Below are 18,740 nucleotides of genomic sequence, written 5' to 3' on the forward strand. Positions count from 1 at the left end.
TATGAAAAAACGTATCATACTCTATAAAAAAGGTTTTCGCTATGAGCTAGCGCTAGAAGAGGGGAAAACAGCGACCGTATCGAATCAAGAAACAGCTCAGTTGACCCTGGCTTCGCAAGAAAATCCCCTTCATTTCCAATGGAGTCAAGGAGAAATCTTCTACCAGTATGGGGAAGATAAGGGCGTGCTTGAAAATAGCAAAATCCTTGGGGATGTGGTCTGCTACTTAGCGACAGGAGAAGTCCATACCTATGAGCTGCTCGACAAGGAAGAAATCCTGGTAGCAGATGAGCAAGGTGCGGATGTGCGCTTGCACTATCCAGTGCGCTTTCTCCTTGTGAAAAAAGACCAGACCTGGGCTTGTCAGCTCCTATCAGGAAAACTCTACCATAACCACAAACTCGTCACTGAAGCGACGTTTCCACTGGCTTTTGGGGATGAGCTGGCTATTGAAGATGTGACCTTTAAGCTCTATCCGGAAGAATTTGGCGTGGAAGGGACTGTCGAAGTGAGTCCTTATCTGGTGCCTCGCTTGCATTCGCGTTACGACTTATACAAGGACTACCCAGAGTACCACCGGTCTCCGCGGATCATCTACCGGAGCTCAGAAGACAAGATCCTGATCAATCCTCCGGGTGCGGAACCCCAAAAACCTTCCGATGAACTCTTGAAGTTGATCATGCCCCCCCTCATCATGGTTGGGGTGACCCTCTTGATCACCATTTTCCAACCGCGGGGGCTCTATATCATCGCGACGGTATCCATGTCTGTGGTCAGTGTGATCTTTTCAGTACAAGGATTTTTCAAGAATCGTAAGAAATATAAAGAAGATAAGAAAGAGCGCGTGGAGCTCTACCATCTCTATCTCAAGGACAAGGCCAAGGACTTGGAACAGCTATCTCGGAAACAGCGAGAAGGCATGTTTTACCATTTCCCGGCGATTGCAGACTTGACTAAGATGGTCAAACGCTATGACTCGCGGATCTACGAAAAAACACCGCTTCATTTTGACTTTTTGGCCTATCGTTTGGGCTTGGGCAAGGTTCCAACCAGCTATGAGCTCAAATATGGTCAGGAAGAACGCAGTGGGAAGAAAGATGTCTTGGAAGAAGAAGGCTACGCCCTGTTCCAAGTTCATCAAAAAATCGACAATCTTCCGATTGTAGCCAGCCTCAATCGGGGTCCCGTAGGGTATGTCGGCCCTCGTCCCATCGTGCTCGAGCAGTTGCAACTCCTCGTTGCCCAATTGGCTGTCTTTCACTCTTACCATGATCTGACCATTATTCCGATCATTCCAGAAGAAGAAAAAGAAAACTGGGATTGGATGCGCTGGTTGCCTCATGCGACCCTACAAGACATGAATGTCCGTAGCTTTGTCTACAATCAGAGGACACGTGATCAGGTCTTGAACAGTCTCAACCAGATCCTCAAGCTCCGCAAGGCGCAAAAAGAGGAAGAAAAAGCCAATGATACCAAGATCTTCCACCCGCACTATGTGGTCCTCATCACCGATGAGACTTTGATTTTGGACCATGTCAGCATGGAGTTCTTCCGTGAGGATCCGACAGAGCTCGGCTGCTCCATCATCTATGTGGCAGACGTGCTCTCATCTCTTTCTGAAAATATCCAAACCGTTATCTCTATCAAGGACCGCAACCAAGGGCAATTGCTCTTGCAAGAAGGGGTTCTTCGGGAACTCGACTTCCAATTGGATCACTTCCCTGAAGGTTATGACAAGGAAGCCATCTCGCGTGGCCTAGCCCCTCTTAAGCATATCCAACAGCTCAAGAGCTCAATTCCAGACTCGGTGACCTTCCTTGAAATGTACCAAGCGGAAACTTTCAATGACCTTAAGGTCTTGAGTCGTTGGGAGAGCCATGCCCCTTACCAAAGTTTGGCCGTGCCGATCGGTCTGCGCGGGAAGGACGATTTGGTCTATCTCAATCTCCATGAAAAAGCTCATGGCCCCCACGGTTTGATCGCAGGGACAACCGGTTCTGGTAAGTCTGAAACCATTCAGTCTTATATCCTGAGCCTTGCTGTCAACTTCCACCCCCACGATGTGGCTTTCCTTCTCATCGACTACAAGGGTGGGGGAATGGCCAACCTCTTCAAGGATCTGCCTCACTTGCTTGGGACCATCACCAACTTGGATGGTGCCCAGTCTATGCGGGCCTTGGCCTCTATCAATGCGGAGATCCATCGTCGGGAGCGCCTCTTTGGCCAATATGGGGTCAACCATATCAACCAATACCAAAAGAAATTTAAACTGGGTGAAGCGACAGAACCGCTTCCTCACCTCTTCTTGATCAGTGACGAGTTCGCCGAACTCAAGGTCAACCAACCAGACTTCATCAAGGAATTGGTCTCTATCGCGCGTGTCGGGCGTTCCCTCGGGGTACACTTGATCCTTGCGACGCAAAAACCTTCTGGGGTCGTGGATGACCAGATCTGGTCCAACTCCCGCTTCAAGCTAGCCCTCAAGGTGGCAGACCGTGGAGACTCTATGGAGATGCTGCGGACAGCAGATGCGGCTGAGATCACCCAGACCGGTCGGGCCTACCTCCAAGTCGGGAATAACGAAGTCTATGAACTCTTCCAAACCGCTTGGTCAGGAGCAGACTACCAGCCTGAGAAGGACCAGCTAGGGATCGAAGACCATACCATCTACTTGATCAATGAACTGGGCCAATACGAAGTCCTTAACCAAGACCTCTCTGGTCTGGATATGGCAGAAGAAATCAAGGAAGTGCCAACAGAGCTGGATGTCATCGTACAGGAAATCAACCACTTGCATCAACAAGAAGGTATCGCAGCTGTGGCCCAACCATGGTTGCCACCGCTCAAAGAGCGGATTACGCTGGATGAGTTGGACAAGGTCGTGCCAATCGAGGCTTGGCAAAAACGGACAGCTCCAAGCGTCCTGATCGGGGTCGCCGATATCCCGCAAGCGCAAAAGCAAGAAGCTGTCGCCATCGATCTGTCAAAAGATGGCAATATCCTCCTTTACGGAAGTCCAGGTACAGGAAAGACGACTTTCCTTCAGACAGTCGCAATGGATCTGGCCCGCAAGCAGAGTCCAGAAAATCTGACCATGTATCTGCTTGATTTCGGAACTAACGGTCTAGCACCCTTGAGCCAATTGCCACATGTGGCCGATAGCCTGCTGCTCGATCAGACGGAGAAAATCCAGAAATTCATCCGGATCATCAACCGCGAGTTGGATCGTCGTAAGAAGCTCCTCTCTGAGCATGGGGTCGGCACCATCGCCCTCTACCGTGAAGTGACCGGTAAGCAAGAGCCAACTATGGTCATCCTCATGGATAGCTATGAGTCCATGAAGGACGAGCCCTATGAGACTGACCTCTTCAAGCTCTTCATGCGGATCTCCCGTGAAGGTCTCAGCATCGGTGTACACTTGATCATCACAGCTAGCCGTCAGAACAACCTACGAGCTCAGCTCTATTCCAACTTCAAGCACCAGCTGACCTTGCCACAAAATGATATCTCTGAAGTCCGCGGTATCGTGGGAGCAACCCCACTGGCGTCTACCATGGAAGACATCAAGGGACGGGCCCTCATGAAACGTGACGAAGTCGATGTCGTCCAATTCGCCCTACCCGTCGCAGGGGACAATGATATCCAAATCATCAACAACCTCCGCGACCAAGTCCAAAGCCTCAAAGAGATGTGGACTGGCCGCACACCAGTAGGCATTCCAATGGTGCCAGATGAGTTGACAGAAGCAGCCTTCTATGGACGTGAGGATGTAGCAGCCTTGCTGGATGAAGGAAAAGTACCACTCGGCTTGGATCTGGAGACAGTTGAACCGGTAACATGGGATCTCAAGAAAGGCAACCTTCTCTATCTGACAGACAAAGAAGAACAAATGACACAATTCGTCAAACAAATTGCTCATAGTAAGCAAAAGGTGATTGTGTTGGTGCCAGCCTACAATGAATTGCCAGAGATGGAAGGTGTGACGATTCTCTCTACGAAGGAAGACTATGTAGCTGGAATCAAGAAAATGGAAGAAAATATCCAATTGAGATTGGAACAGCAGAAATCGCAACATGAAGCAACGATTGTGCTATACAATCAGCTAGAACTTATGAATGATCTAGGTATGGATCTGCAATCTAGTCTAAACTATGTCCTTGAAAAAGGGGCGCGTGCAGGCTATGCTACAGTAGCCATGAGTGGTAGTCAGTTGAATCGAAAAATTGACGAAGTATCAAAATCTATCAAACTCTATAAACAAGCGATCGTGGCCATGCGGATTACAGACCAAAGTGTCCTAAATGTTATCAATCGACCAGTCCGTGAAGAACCACTTGATAGCCAGGTGAACTACTATGTAGAAGATGGATTTGTAAGAAAAGTGAAAGTATTAATGAAATAGAAGGGGGAGGAAATATGGGAAAAGCAGCATTGCAAGCAGACTTAAATAGATGTCTTGGGCAACTGTCAGAAGTAAATGGGAAACTTGGGAAATTAAGAGCAGCATTATCTAATCTACAAGGAGTTTCAACAGCAATAGAGTATGTTTTAGTTAGTGCAGAAAGTATTAAGTCTAATTATCATCTTGCGGGTCATCCATATGATGAAGAAGCCCAAACAGAAAAAAATACAGTAGATAAGGCTGTGGAAAAATATGATGAATATAAACAGAATATGATTTCTAGATTAAGTAGTAAAATTAGTAGTTTAGAATCTGAAGTAGCATCTTTAAGAAGTGGTATAAATATGTTGAGTCAAGCAATTGCTAGATCGAAGGAGGATTAGTATGAGTAATGATGTGATTAAAGTACATGACTTACCGGGGCTTGCTCAATATAGTGAGTCAATAAAACAGTTTTCTCAATCTTTAACAACGGCGACACAGGATACGGCTAGAACATTTAACGTTAAAATAGAAGGATCGGAAGGGGAAGCGATTGCAGCCTTTTTAGGACAACTAAATACTATACAGAATCAGGTTTTCAACCAGATCCCAGCTTTTTTAAATAAATATTCTGCTAATGTTGGGAAATTTAGCTCAGCGGTGTCAGGAGGAGGGTTCACAAAAGAAGCTTGGACAAGCGAGTCTGGTTTATCGACTGTTCAATCAAAATTGACTGGCGAACAAGTGGATAAAGTGTCAGAAGTGGATCAAAAATTGCAATCTGCATTAAATATTGCTACTGATGCATTAGAAGAACCTGAAATTAGTATTTCTTCCGTAAAGAGTGGAGCGATTCTGAGCTTAAATGCAAGTTCATTAACTAGACAGGCGACACATCAACCTTTTCAACTTGCGCATGATCTGTTTAATAAAGACCTTCAAACAACAATTGAAGAAGTTTCTGCATTAAGAGAGATTGTAAATCGGATGAAAATCTTGTTAAACGTATCTCCTAAAGCAGTTTTTGGGGTTATCTCTCGTGGTCAGCCATATTTTATGGAATTTGTAACTAACATAGATGAGGCGAAAGCAATTACGGCTGTTTATGGAGGGAATATTGATGAATTAAATAATGTTAACTTTGATAAAATTAGTGATATTGTATTATTTATAATGTCTGATGGGGTAGCTAAATGGGTTGAAGATAAATCAAGTGATAAGTTAAATTCATTTTTTAACGTTATTGGGAAGAAGGAGCAGAAAGATAGTAGTAATATACTTTCACGAATGGTTGAAGCTCAAAATAATTTAGCTATATCAAACCAGTTGGAAATGGAAATAGAAAATAGTAACAATGGTAAAACATCCAAATTTGAATCTTTGAAGAAAAAAGAAACAGTATTAAATGAACTTATTGGAATCACCAGGGGATTGTATATTGTTGAATTTGGAAAGGGTACTACTCGAGTAAGACCTGGGACAATGGAGACAGAAGTTCCTTACACCCAGACAATTGAGTTTAAGTTTAAAAATTCAGGTGAAATTGAATTTACAACTATTGACTCGTTCTTGGGTGCGAGACGAACATATTCGAGTGACTTCCTTCAAGATGCAAAGACATTAAATAATGAGAAGTACAAAATAAGATTTGCTGAAATTGAACAGCAAAGGAGAGATGCAGGATTGGAATTTGCTAAGAATCTTAGTTTAGCTTTTATAGACGGTTATGTTACAGTAGCGGCTCCAGAGGCTAAGTTCATATTTGATGCACTTAAAACTATCTCATCAGGGGATTACTATGGAGGGGCTACTAAGTTAGTACCTGAGGATGTGAATGGAATTAAAGCAACTAATGCTGGGTTAGCAGCTATTTTGAAAAGTACAATTGATTTTGCTACGACTACAAAAGATTTAAATGAGGATGAACGAAAAGTTCTATTTGAATTGAAGAACAATATTTTAGATAGAGGGGCATGGATGTTTAAATATCGTGGTACAGTAGAGATATCAGCAGATACTTACTATCAATTCAATGTAACTCAGAAAAAAAAGGAATTGGATACTCAAGGTATCACGGGATACATAAGAGAGACTGCTGGAGGCAACCAAGAGGAATATCAGAAAAAAATTGATAAGTTTAGAAAAATATTAGAAACAAAATATGAGAGTGATGATTTTAATGAGAGAACTGGGAAATATGAAATTAAAAGCTACAGTCCAGAGGTTATCCAATATATACTTGGTGAACAAGATATAAAGAGTGAAAATTATTTAACTTTTGAAAAACTTGATAAAGAACAGACAAAAGAACTTGAACATGCTATTAAAGATCTAGATAAATTGTATAATGATAATTCTAATGGCTCCAAATTCTATAATTACTTAGATGAAAAGTATGACAACTACTAAAATAAGAAGGTATAAAGGATGAAAAAAAATGTTAAGAGTAAATTAATTTATTTTGGACTATTTACGATTATCTTTCTAGTTATATTATCTGTTAAACATTCATTTGATAAAAATAAATTATTTCAATACAAGTATTGGATTGCTGATACAGAAATCACAGATTATGAATTTCTTGAAAATGGGGAAGCAATCAGTGTTTCATGGGCTGCGAAAAAGAAAGTGACAGATGAATTAAGAATTCTAGGAGATAAAGTTAAAACAGGCGGTCCGGGTCATGCTGTAGGACAAAAGTTTATTATTTCTCAAGGTGCGAAATTGAAAGCCGAACCGTCAAGAGATATAACGCGTAATAACTTTCCTTATTTAAATCGAAATATACCTAAGGATGGTGAATATTGGCATATTAACGTTTATGATACCTCAAATTCTAAATTAAAAAAGAAAGAATTGGATGTATTTAAAATAACTCGAGAATTTAACAAAAATTATTTTCCGATGTTTATATCGAACTCTCAGAAAATAATCGTTGATGGAGAAAATGAGTATATAACTTTAATAGTTGGTAAAATTGGAGATAAATCTTTTCAGGAACAAAAATTAATTAATTTGAAAACGGGTAAAATAATAGATAATCAGAATGATAAAATTAAAACCCACTCTCTAAGTGTTGGTATTGAATGGCTTGAATCTTTTTCTAAGTTATTTAAAAGTAATGGGTTTGATTTTGAAGATAATAAATTTCATTTTTGGAATGTAGGAAATAACTGGCTCCTAGATACAAAGTATCCAAAAACAAGAAAATTATTATTAAATAATATAGATAACAATTTTATTTATGTTCTCAATCCTAAAAATAGATTAGAAACAACTCTTAATGTTATTAAATTGGCATTTCCATATGGCACAAATATTTTTAAAGATATCACGATACCGGCAGAAAACTCTACAGATAACAAAGAACATGTTGTTCAAAGTGAAGAGGAGTTTTTAAAATATTATAAGATTATAGGAAGATAATTATGGGAAGAAAACGAATATTACCAGAACATATAAGAAGTATTCAAACTAGTTTTGATGATTTGAGTGGTCGTTTAGAAGATAAGAGTGAATCATTGATAGAATCGTCTGCCACTCAAAATTTCTCTTCAGCAACACATGAAGTAAAAACATTAGCTAAAGATTTAGTACCTATCATTCAGTCATTTGATGAGTATTTGAATGCTGTTGCTGATGAATTCTCAAGAGTTGATAATGAAATGGGACATGTTATAGATGGAGGTATGTTGCAGCAGTTTGCAAATAATAAAAGTGAGACAGAAATGTTGGATAAACAACATATTAGTCAAAAAAATATTGACTTCTATAATTCACAATTCAATGATTTTCCAGCATAGCATGCTCTTTTAACGAAAGTAGCTAAACCAACTCTTAAAAAGAGAGAACCACGGTTCTCTCTTTTTCATTCCTTCAACTCTCTCCACCTAGTGACGAACTTGCTCTTCAAACTAATTTTCGGTATGGGTATGATAGTAGAAAATGTTTTTTGAATCTCACTCAATCACAAAAGAAGGGAAATGTTCCATGAAAAAGATGATGGTATTGCTGGCGAGTGTACTTGTTTTAACAGCCTGTGCTCAGCCGAAAAAAGAGGCCAAGGAGGCAACTGCAAGCAAAACGGAGCAAACTACAAAAGCCTCCTCATCTACTAAAGAGGAAAAGGGCTTGAAATTTGTAGTTGCGCCTCAATTTGAAGGAAAGGCATCGGATTTGATGGAACTGGGGAAGAAGTTAGTTAAGGAGCATCCGGAAGTTGGTGATCAAGGGGATATCACTGTATATTATACAGGGAGCACCTATACTGTAGAACAACAGGAATATGCAGTATTTATGTTGGTCAACAAAACGACAATGAATATTGACCATGATGCGACCTTTAAAATTAGCTGGAGTTATGATGGCCACTCGATTTATCAAGATCAAGTAGTCCAGTATAGTCTATCGAACAATCCTAAGTTACCTACCCAATCAGCGACTCTCTTGTTGCTTCCTTTGACGAGCGAACAAAGCTCGATCGTAGAGAAGATATCAGATGAAACGAAGATGAGTCTGAGTATCACAGATATTTTGATGAAGTAGGTGATGGGGATGCCTGATATCAGAATGCTTCTAGTCATTGCTGTGGCTGTTAGTGGATTTCCTTTGTTTGTCGTACTCTTTTTTAGACATTTTTATAGAAGAGAAGTTAGGATTAAGACCCTCTCGTCAAAGAGCGTTGAGGGAGTGGTAGTTGGCTGTAAGAGGACACAAATTGTAGCGGCTCCAATTGTAGAATATAGAGTGGATGGTCAGACCTATCGAAATAGCCTGAAATATTATTGGGTGGTGCGGGCAACACTTCCTTGGAAAACGAATCAAGTGGCTAGCGACATCGATTTGATGGCGCAAAGGATAACCATCTACACCAATTCTACAGACTCAAAGGGTAATCTTTTTCAAGATGTTTTTCCACTGGGATCGACCATGACGGTCTGGTATAATCCAGCCTGTCCAAAAGAATCATACGTTGAACGCTATGGTGGACTAGACAGGCTTTTTAAACGGCAAATGTGGATTGGAATCTGGATGTTAATTTTATTGCCTATTTTAGCAGTTGTGGCCATCATCATGGGGATGAAGTATAAATGATAGATCAGCCCTAACTGAATAAATGACGAAAAGAAATCACCGTCCTATCGGTGATTTTTTTGTCTTCACTTCTCTCTCGAATTAATCCTTAAATTGTGATAAAATAAAGGTTACGAATGTTTTTGACTGGTCTGTTTTTGCTTAGAAGCGGGCCACTCAAAAGCGAGCAAAAGAATCAATATCAAGGGAGAAACAATGTCCAACACCTTTGAAATTTTAATGAATCAGCTGGATATGCCGCTGGAAATGCGATCTTCCAGTGCCTTTTTGCATGCGGAGATTCAAGAAGTCGTGGTGCACAAGGTCAGTCGGGTCTGGGAGTTCCGCTTTGCTTTTGCGGAAATCTTGCCCATTACTTTGTTTAAGGAATTGCGCCAGCGCTTGAAGGACGAATTTTCAAAGACAGGAAACCAGGCGACCTTTACCATCCAAGTGGCCAATCAGGATTTTTCTGCTGATTTATTGCGGGCTTACTACCGGGAGGTTTTTGAGGAAGGACCTTGTGCTAGTCAAGGCTTTAAGGGACTTTACCAAGACTTGCAGGTGCGAGCAGAAGGACAGGAATTGATCATCTCTGGGCCTTCTTCGGTTGATACGGAGCATTTTCGTAAGAACCATTTGCCCAACCTTGCCAAGCAGTTGGAAGCCTTTGGTTTTCCGCATTTCACCTGTCGAGTGGAGTCTGATGAGGAGTTGACAGAGCAAGAAGTGGCGCGCTTTGAGGAGGAAAATGAAAAGATCTTCCAAGCAGCCAATGAAGAGACCTTGCGGGCTATGGAATCCTTGGCCCAGATGGCTCCGCCACCAGCAGTTGAAGAAAAGCCTGCCTTTGATTTCAAGGCTAAGAAAGCTGCGGCTAAACCGAAGCTAGACAAGGCTGAGATCACTCCGATGATCGAGATCACGACAGAAGAGAACCGAATTGTCTTTGAGGGTGTGGTCTTTGACGTGGAGCACAAGGTGACGCGAACTGGTCGGGTTTTGATTAGCTTTAAGATGACTGACTATACCTCGAGTTTTTCCCTTCAGAAATGGGTCAAAAATGAGGAAGAAGCCCAGAAGTTTGACATGATCAAGAAGAACAGCTGGCTTCGGGTGCGGGGAAATATCGAAATGAACAATTTCACGCGCGACTTGACCATGAATGTCCAAGACATCCAGGAAGTTGTGCATTATGCCCGCAAAGACCTGATGCCAGAAGGGGAGCGCCGGGTAGAATTCCACGCGCATACCAATATGTCGACTATGGATGCCCTGCCGGAAGTAGAAGAACTGATCGCTAAGGCAGCTGAGTGGGGCCACAAGGCGGTGGCCATCACCGACCATGGCAATGTGCAGAGTTTCCCGCATGGCTTTAAAGCAGCCAAGAAAGCTGGAATCCAGCTGATCTATGGGATGGAAGCCAATATCGTAGAGGACAAGGTACCTATCACCTATAACGAGGTGGATCTAGACCTCAATGAAGCGACTTATGTGGTCTTTGACGTGGAAACGACGGGACTTTCAGCCATCTACAATGACTTGATCCAGGTCGCTGCTTCTAAAATGTACAAGGGCAATGTCATTGAGGAGTTTGATGAGTTTATCGATCCAGGCCATCCTCTGTCAGCCTTTACGACCCAATTGACAGGGATTACCAATGAGCATGTCCGTGGGGCTAAGCCCTTGGTACAGGTCTTGAAGGAGTTTCAGGCCTTCTGTGAGGGAACGGTTCTCGTCGCCCACAATGCCACCTTTGACGTGGGCTTCATGAATGTCAACTACGAGCGTCATGGTCTTCCTAAGATCACCCAGCCAGTCATCGATACCCTGGAATTTGCCCGCAACCTCTATCCAGATTTTAAACGGCATGGCTTGGGGCCATTGACCAAGCGCTTTGGGGTAGGTTTGGAACACCACCACATGGCCAACTACGATGCGGAAGCGACGGGGCGTCTGCTCTTTATCTTCATCAAAGATGTTGCTGAAAAGCACGGGGTGACTAATCTCAAGGATTTGAATATCGATTTGATCGATGAGAATTCTTATAAGAAGGCCCGAGTCAAGCATGCGACCCTCTATGTCAAGAATCAGACTGGCCTTAAGAACATGTTTAAACTAGTCTCACTTTCTGGGACCAAGTATTTCGAAGGAGTCCCACGAATTCCCAAGACCGTGCTGGACGCCCACCGCGAGGGCTTGATCCTGGGATCGGCTTGTTCTGAAGGAGAGGTCTTTGATGCGGTTGTCTCTCAAGGAGTTGACGCAGCAGTCGAAGTGGCCAAGTATTACGACTTTATCGAGGTTATGCCACCGGCTATCTATGCGCCCCTCATTGCCAAGGAGCAGGTCAAGGACATGGACGAGCTCCAGACCATTATCAAGAGCTTGATCGAAGTGGGAGATCGTCTCGGCAAGCCTGTTCTTGCGACAGGAAATGTCCACTATCTGGAGCCGGAAGATGAGATTTATCGGGAGATCATTGTCCGTAGTCTCGGTCAAGGGGCTATGATCAACCGGACCATTGGGCACGGAGAAGATGCCCAGCCAGCGCCTCTGCCAAAAGCGCATTTTAGAACTACCAATGAAATGCTGGATGAATTCGCCTTTTTGGGAGAAGACTTGGCGCGCAAGATTGTTATTGAAAACACCAATGCACTCGCAGAGACCTTTGAGCCGGTCGAAGTGGTCAAGGGTGACCTCTATACGCCATTTATCGACAAGGCCGAAGAAACGGTTGCGGAATTGACCTATAAGCGAGCCTTTGAGATCTATGGTAATCCACTTCCTGATATTGTCGATTTGCGGATTGAAAAGGAATTGACCTCTATCTTGGGGAATGGTTTTGCCGTGATTTATCTGGCATCGCAAATGCTGGTGCACCGTTCTAATGAGCGGGGCTACCTGGTTGGATCGCGTGGATCTGTTGGATCTAGCTTTGTCGCGACCATGATCGGGATCACTGAGGTCAATCCGCTTTCGCCTCACTATGTTTGCAGCCAGTGCCAGTACAGTGAGTTCATCACAGATGGTTCTTATGGATCTGGTTTTGATATGCCGGACAAGGATTGTCCAAACTGTGGCCACAAGCTCAGCAAAAACGGCCAAGACATTCCCTTTGAGACCTTCCTTGGTTTTGATGGGGACAAGGTACCCGATATCGATTTGAACTTCTCAGGGGAGGATCAGCCGAGTGCCCACTTGGATGTCCGTGATATCTTTGGGGAAGAATACGCCTTCCGGGCAGGAACAGTAGGTACAGTTGCGGCCAAGACTGCCTATGGGTTTGTGAAAGGCTATGAGCGAGACTACGGCAAGTATTACCGGGATGCAGAGGTAGAACGTCTGGCGCAAGGTGCCGCTGGGGTCAAGCGGACGACCGGTCAGCACCCAGGGGGAATCGTCGTTATTCCAAACTATATGGACGTCTATGATTTCACTCCTGTTCAGTACCCAGCAGATGATGTGACAGCTGAATGGCAGACCACTCACTTTAACTTCCATGATATTGATGAGAACGTCCTCAAGCTTGATGTCCTGGGACACGATGATCCGACCATGATTCGCAAGCTCCAGGACTTATCAGGTATTGATCCAAATGATATCCCTATGGATGATCCAGGGGTCATGGCCCTCTTTTCTGGGACAGAAGTGCTAGGGGTGACAGCCGAGCAGATCGGAACACCGACAGGGATGTTGGGGATTCCAGAGTTTGGGACCAACTTTGTTCGGGGCATGGTCGAAGAGACCCATCCGACGACCTTCGCAGAGTTACTTCAGCTTTCTGGTCTGTCTCACGGTACCGACGTGTGGTTGGGAAATGCCCAAGACTTGATCAAGGCGGGCATTGCCGATCTATCGACCGTTATCGGGTGTCGGGACGACATCATGGTTTACCTCATGCACGCGGGACTCAAGCCTAAGATGGCCTTTACCATCATGGAGCGCGTGCGGAAAGGGATGTGGCTCAAGATCTCAGAAGAAGAGCGCAACGGTTACATCCAAGCCATGAAGGAAAACAATGTTCCTGAATGGTACATCGAGTCCTGTGGGAAGATCAAGTACATGTTCCCTAAAGCCCATGCGGCGGCCTATGTTATGATGGCCCTTCGTGTGGCCTACTTTAAGGTGCATCATCCACTTTATTACTACTGTGCTTACTTCTCGATTCGGGCCAAGGCCTTTGACATCAAGACTATGGGGGCAGGCCTTGAGGCCGTGAAAGCGCGGATGAAGGACATTGCTGAAAAACGCAAGAACAACGAAGCTTCTAACGTAGAGATCGATCTCTACACCACCCTTGAGATTGTCAATGAGATGTGGGAGCGCGGCTTCAAGTTTGGCAAGCTAGACCTCTATCGCAGTCAGGCAACAGAATTCTTGATCGATGGAGATACCCTCATTCCGCCATTTGTTGCTATGGATGGTCTGGGAGAGAACGTTGCCAAGCAAATCGTGCGGGCGCGTGAAGAAGGAGAATTCCTCTCTAAGACCGAGCTCCGGAAGCGCGGCGGTGTTTCGTCTACCCTAGTTGAAAAGATGGATGAGATGGGCATTCTTGGCAATATGCCAGAGGATAACCAGTTGAGCCTCTTTGATGATTTGTTCTAGAAACAAAGGAATAGAACATAAAGGTTGACATTTTTGCGGAAGACAAACCAGCTGAAAAAGTCTTTGTCTACAAGCTAGAAGTGGCAGACAATGTGCTGCTCCTTTCCACCGCCATGATCTCAGGAGCGATTGCTCTAGCCGGCTTATTTTCAGCCTTGAAAGATTAACTGATAGCCTCTATTTTCCTGTTGAAAATAGAGGTTTTTCAGTCCTTTCAGATCTGATAAGTGTTTTCTTTGGCACTAGATTGTGTTACAATTTTTAGTGACAAGTGTTTATAACAAGGAAACAGAAAAGATGAAACAGAGGAAATGCGCGTGGCAAGATATTTAGTAGGGCCTTACAACAATAGTTGGAACTTTATGGATGCGATTGAAAAAGCGCAGGATGGGGATACCATCGAGTTTGAAAATGGGTATGTCTTTCAATGGCCGACAAATAAAGTGATCGAGATCGACAAGAACCTTCATTTTGTGGGGCATGTGGTTCCAAATCCAAATGGCAATGGGCGCATGTTTAACAACATCATTGAGGCTTCCTTCCGATTTGTAGAGGGAGCTCAGGTGACATTTGAAGATCTGTGGTTTAAAGTTGGTGGGAATTATACTGCCTTGCTCTTATGGAATAGCTCAGATATCACCTGTAAACAGGTCTATTTTGAAGCAACCACTCCGACAAATAGTGAATTTTTTATCTATATGGATACGCATTCGAAGTTGACACTGGAAGGAGTCGGGATGAAGGTTCCGGAAAAACACCAAAGTGCCATCGGTATGTCCGCTTCGGAATTGACTATTCGCAATTCAACGATTTTTTCTAAGATTGATCTGTCAGAAGGATCTAAATTGACCTTAGAAAATGTCCATATTGAAAAATTTGGGAATAATACGATCCATGCCAAGGACTCAGAAGTGATCGCAAAAAATTCAACGATTACAGGCGGGGATCTGGAAAAGGATTTTCCACCAGTTTGGTTGAGGAATGTCATCTGGGAGTCTGAAAACTGTAAAATTGAGTTGCCTACTGGAACTGGAGTCTGTCTTGACAATAATGTTCAATTCAATTCGGATTCGGATCGTATCACCTCCCTCAATTCATTCAATAGTATGATCCGAGCTCACCAGGCTACATTTACAGAATTTTTATGCGTCTATGAAGAGTCCTTTGCTTCCCTGACTGGAGAAACAACCTTCTTGAATGAGAATGCCGAAACCATTTCATTTGGCGTTTTTGATGATGGTGTGCTGATGGCTGAGCATATGATTTGTCATAAGATTGCGGATCCTAATATACGGCTTCAAGGTGGAGCCTTTGCGAAGGTGGGCACCATGACCTATAAGCAAGGGGATGCGCGTGATCTGACCAAGGAAATTGAGGATGACTGTGATTATCTTGTCGGTAGAGAAGTGGCCAAGGGCAATGCGCAAGTCGTTCCTACGGGACAAGCGACGGATGCAACGGTGGCTCCAACCACCGCAAGAGACTCTGGTCCAGAGAAGAAACAAGATGCTCTTCAAGAACTCAATAGCCTGATTGGTCTTGAAAAAGTCAAACATGAGATCAAGAAAATGATCAACATGGTGGAATTTAACAAGAAACGAATCGCCAGTGGCAAGGCACCTGAAAAGCAAACCTTGCACGCTGCTTTTATGGGAAATCCTGGTACAGGGAAAACCACTGTGGCACGTCTATTGGGACAAGTGCTTTTTGATGCAGGTGTTCTCTCAGGGGAGGAATTCCGTTTCGTGGAAGCAACGGAGTCCGATCTGATCTCTTCGAATATTGGAGGAACGGCTGAACAGACCCAAGCCCTGCTTGAAAAAGCGCGAGGAGGCATCCTCTTTATTGATGAAGCCTATAGCTTGGATAAAAAGGACAGCGGTGCGGACTTTGGGATCGAGGCGATCAATACCATTCTCAAATTTATGGAGGACAATCGTGACGACATCATGATTATCTTTGCCGGCTATACCAAGGAAATGGAGGAGTTCTTAAAGACCAATCCAGGCCTTCGTTCTCGGGTACCAAATAATTTCATCTTTGAAGATTTCACAGGAGATGAGATTGTCCAACTAGGTGAAATGATCCTGAGCAAAGGTGACTACAAACTCGAAGACCGGGATTACTATGCGCGGCATGTTAAACGGGCTTATGATGGCTCGCTAGATAAGAGCAATGGTCGCTGGATCCGTAACCTGGATGAGCAATTGACCAAGACCATGGCAGATCGGGTGGTGGCCCAAGGTTCTGACGATATTGAGACCATCCTCAATAGCGACATCGATGCTGTCCTTAACCAAGGCAAGTATCAAGCAGGAGCCGACAAGGAAGAAGATGGGATGGCTGCCCTCAACCGATTGGTTGGAATTGCTAAGGTGAAAGAGCAAGTTGAACAATTCGTGGCCATGGCTGAGTTCAACCAAAAACGGGCTGAACAAGGTGGCATCGTTGAAGATACGACCTTGCACTCTCTCTTTCTTGGAAACCCCGGTACAGGGAAAACGACTGTGGCCCGCATTTTGGGTAATATCCTCTTCCAAAAGGGGGTTATCAAGCAGAAGAAGTTCATCGAAGTATCCCGGAGCAATCTGGTTGGAGGCTACCAAGGTCAAACAGCCTTGAAGACGCGCGAAGTCCTAGAAAGTGCACTGGGTGGAGTCCTCTTTATCGATGAGGCCTATACGCTCTATACCGGTTTAAATGACGATTTTGGGAAAGAAGCCTTGGACGAAGTCCTCAAATTTATGGAGGACCACCGCCGCGATATCGTTATTATCTTTGCTGGTTACACGAAAGAGATGCACGACTTCTTGCAGGTCAATTCAGGTCTACAAAGCCGGATCCCAACTACATTTGATTTTGAAGACTACAGCCCAGATGAGATCGTGGAGATCGGTTTGTTGGGATTGCGTAAGCAAGGTTACCAGGTCAATGAAGCCCTTTATGGAGAGATTGTGAAAGGGAATTATATGCGTGCCAATGACCATAGTAATGGTCGCTGGGTCCGCAATCTCAATGAAAAACTCTTGCGCCAAGTATCAACTCGGGTAACCCGTGAAGGTAGTACAGACTACAATTCCATTTTGGATCAAGATTTGGAAGCTTTGAGAGAGAATAGCAGTTCAGAGCAACCCCATACCGTGGATGATCAAGGCTATGTTCTTCCTTAAGCTAGAAGGAACAAGAAAAAGGAGGCTGGGACAAAAGTCCTAGCCTCTCAATTATTTTTGGATTGTCGAGCAAGACGCAGTGGTTGAGTGGGCTCTACTACGCTGATTTCATCAGCTTTTACAGCCCTACTCAACTGTGCGGAGGTGGGACGACGAAATCGAATTCTAACGAATTACCGATTTCTGTCCCGCTCTCTTTTTGCATGAACTTATGGTATACTAGGAGGAGATCATACACTTATGAAGGAGAAAAAAATGGTTTTACCAAATTTTAAAGAGAACCTTGAAAAATATGCCAAATTGTTGGTGGCGAACGGTATCAACGTGCAACCTGGTCATACCTTGGTCTTGAACATTGATGTGGAACAAAGAGAATTGGCCCACTTGATTGTGAAGGAAGCCTATGCATTGGGGGCGCACGAAGTGATTGTCCAATGGGCAGATGATTTTACTACCCGGGAAAAATTCCTCCATGCACCGATGGATCGTTTGGACAATGTGCCAGACTATAAGATCGCGGAAATGAACTACCTCTTAGACCACAAGGCTAGTCGTTTGGGTGTGCGCTCGTCTGATCCAGGTGCCTTAAATGGTGTTGATGCAGAGAAGCTTTCTGCCTCTGCCAAGGCCTTGGGTATAGCCATGAAACCAATGCGCATCGCTACTCAATCTAACAAGGTCAGCTGGACCGTGGCTGCAGCAGCAGGTTTAGAATGGGCGAAAAAGGTCTTCCCAAATGCGGCGAGCGATGAAGAAGCAGTGGATCTCCTGTGGGATCAAATCTTCAAGACTTGCCGAGTCTATGAGGAAGATCCAGTCAAGGCTTGGGAAGAGCATGCTGCTATTCTCAAGAGCAAGGCAGATACACTGAATAAGGAACAATTCTCAGCCCTTCATTACACAGCGCCTGGTACAGATTTGACTCTTGGCTTGCCGAAAAACCACGTCTGGGAATCTGCCGGAGCCATCAATGCCCAAGGTGAAAGCTTCTTGCCAAACATGCCGACAGAAGAGGTCTTCACAGCTCCTGACTTCCGTCGCGCAGAAGGCTATGTAACGTCTACAAAACCGCTTAGCTACAATGGAAACATCATCGAAGGCATCAAAGTGACCTTTGAAAGTGGAGAAATCGTAGATATCACAGCAGAAAAAGGCGATCAAGTTATGAAAGATTTGGTCTTCAAAAACAAGGGAGCGCGTGCCTTGGGTGAATGTGCCCTCGTACCAGATCCAAGTCCAATTTCCCAATCAGGCATTACCTTCTTTAACACCCTCTTTGATGAAAATGCCTCTAACCACTTGGCCATCGGAGCAGCCTATGCAACTAGTGTAGAAGGTGGTGCAGAGTTCACAGAAGAAGAACTCGAAGCAGCCGGCCTCAACCGATCAGACGTCCACGTCGACTTCATGATCGGCTCAAGCCAAATGGATATCGACGGTATCCGTGAGGATGGAACACGCGTACCACTCTTCCGTAATGGAGATTGGGCAATTTAAGGAGA

Annotated in this window: 10 protein-coding genes; all 10 read left to right on the top strand. The window is 44.2% G+C overall.

From position 1 onward, the window contains the following. The first annotated feature begins 1 nt into the window (after position 1). The gene (gene essC, locus RIN70_RS01650) at positions 2 to 4,402 is read left to right on the top strand and encodes a type VII secretion protein EssC (RefSeq protein WP_313790626.1); all 4,401 of its coding nucleotides are present in this window, start codon (positions 2 to 4) and stop codon (positions 4,400 to 4,402) included. A gap of 14 nt (positions 4,403 to 4,416) precedes the next feature. Next, entirely contained in the window at positions 4,417 to 4,785 is a 369-nt protein-coding gene (locus tag RIN70_RS01655; protein ID WP_125826718.1) for a DUF5082 domain-containing protein, read from the top strand. Position 4,786: 1 nt separating this feature from the next. Continuing rightward, the gene (locus tag RIN70_RS01660) at positions 4,787 to 6,793 is read left to right on the top strand and encodes a hypothetical protein (RefSeq protein ID WP_125826719.1); all 2,007 of its coding nucleotides are present in this window, start codon (positions 4,787 to 4,789) and stop codon (positions 6,791 to 6,793) included. An 18-nt stretch (positions 6,794 to 6,811) separates the two neighbouring features. Beyond that, positions 6,812 to 7,810, top strand: coding sequence for a hypothetical protein (locus RIN70_RS01665; RefSeq protein WP_125826720.1), 999 nt, complete (start codon positions 6,812 to 6,814; stop codon positions 7,808 to 7,810). Between the two features lie 2 nt (positions 7,811 to 7,812). Further along, positions 7,813 to 8,187 (top strand): hypothetical protein, encoded by a 375-nt coding sequence (locus tag RIN70_RS01670; RefSeq protein WP_125826721.1) that lies wholly within the window; start codon positions 7,813 to 7,815, stop codon positions 8,185 to 8,187. A 187-nt stretch (positions 8,188 to 8,374) separates the two neighbouring features. Further along, entirely contained in the window at positions 8,375 to 8,929 is a 555-nt protein-coding gene (locus RIN70_RS01675; protein ID WP_125826722.1) for a hypothetical protein, read from the top strand. 144 nt (positions 8,930 to 9,073) lie between these two features. After that, positions 9,074 to 9,478: a DUF3592 domain-containing protein gene (locus RIN70_RS01680; RefSeq protein WP_446677372.1), complete on the top strand. Its 405-nt coding sequence runs from the start codon at positions 9,074 to 9,076 to the stop codon at positions 9,476 to 9,478. 195 nt (positions 9,479 to 9,673) lie between these two features. Then, complete coding sequence (locus RIN70_RS01685; protein WP_313790627.1) at positions 9,674 to 14,068, top strand: PolC-type DNA polymerase III; 4,395 nt, start codon at positions 9,674 to 9,676, stop codon at positions 14,066 to 14,068. A gap of 317 nt (positions 14,069 to 14,385) precedes the next feature. Further along, positions 14,386 to 17,238, top strand: coding sequence for an AAA family ATPase (locus tag RIN70_RS01690; RefSeq protein ID WP_254733052.1), 2,853 nt, complete (start codon positions 14,386 to 14,388; stop codon positions 17,236 to 17,238). A gap of 255 nt (positions 17,239 to 17,493) precedes the next feature. Then, entirely contained in the window at positions 17,494 to 18,735 is a 1,242-nt protein-coding gene (locus RIN70_RS01695) for an aminopeptidase (RefSeq protein ID WP_201088189.1), read from the top strand. Positions 18,736 to 18,740: the final 5 nt, after the last annotated feature.

Origin of the sequence: Streptococcus parasanguinis, from assembly GCF_032163505.1 — a bacterium.
Lineage (GTDB): Bacteria > Bacillota > Bacilli > Lactobacillales > Streptococcaceae > Streptococcus > Streptococcus parasanguinis_V.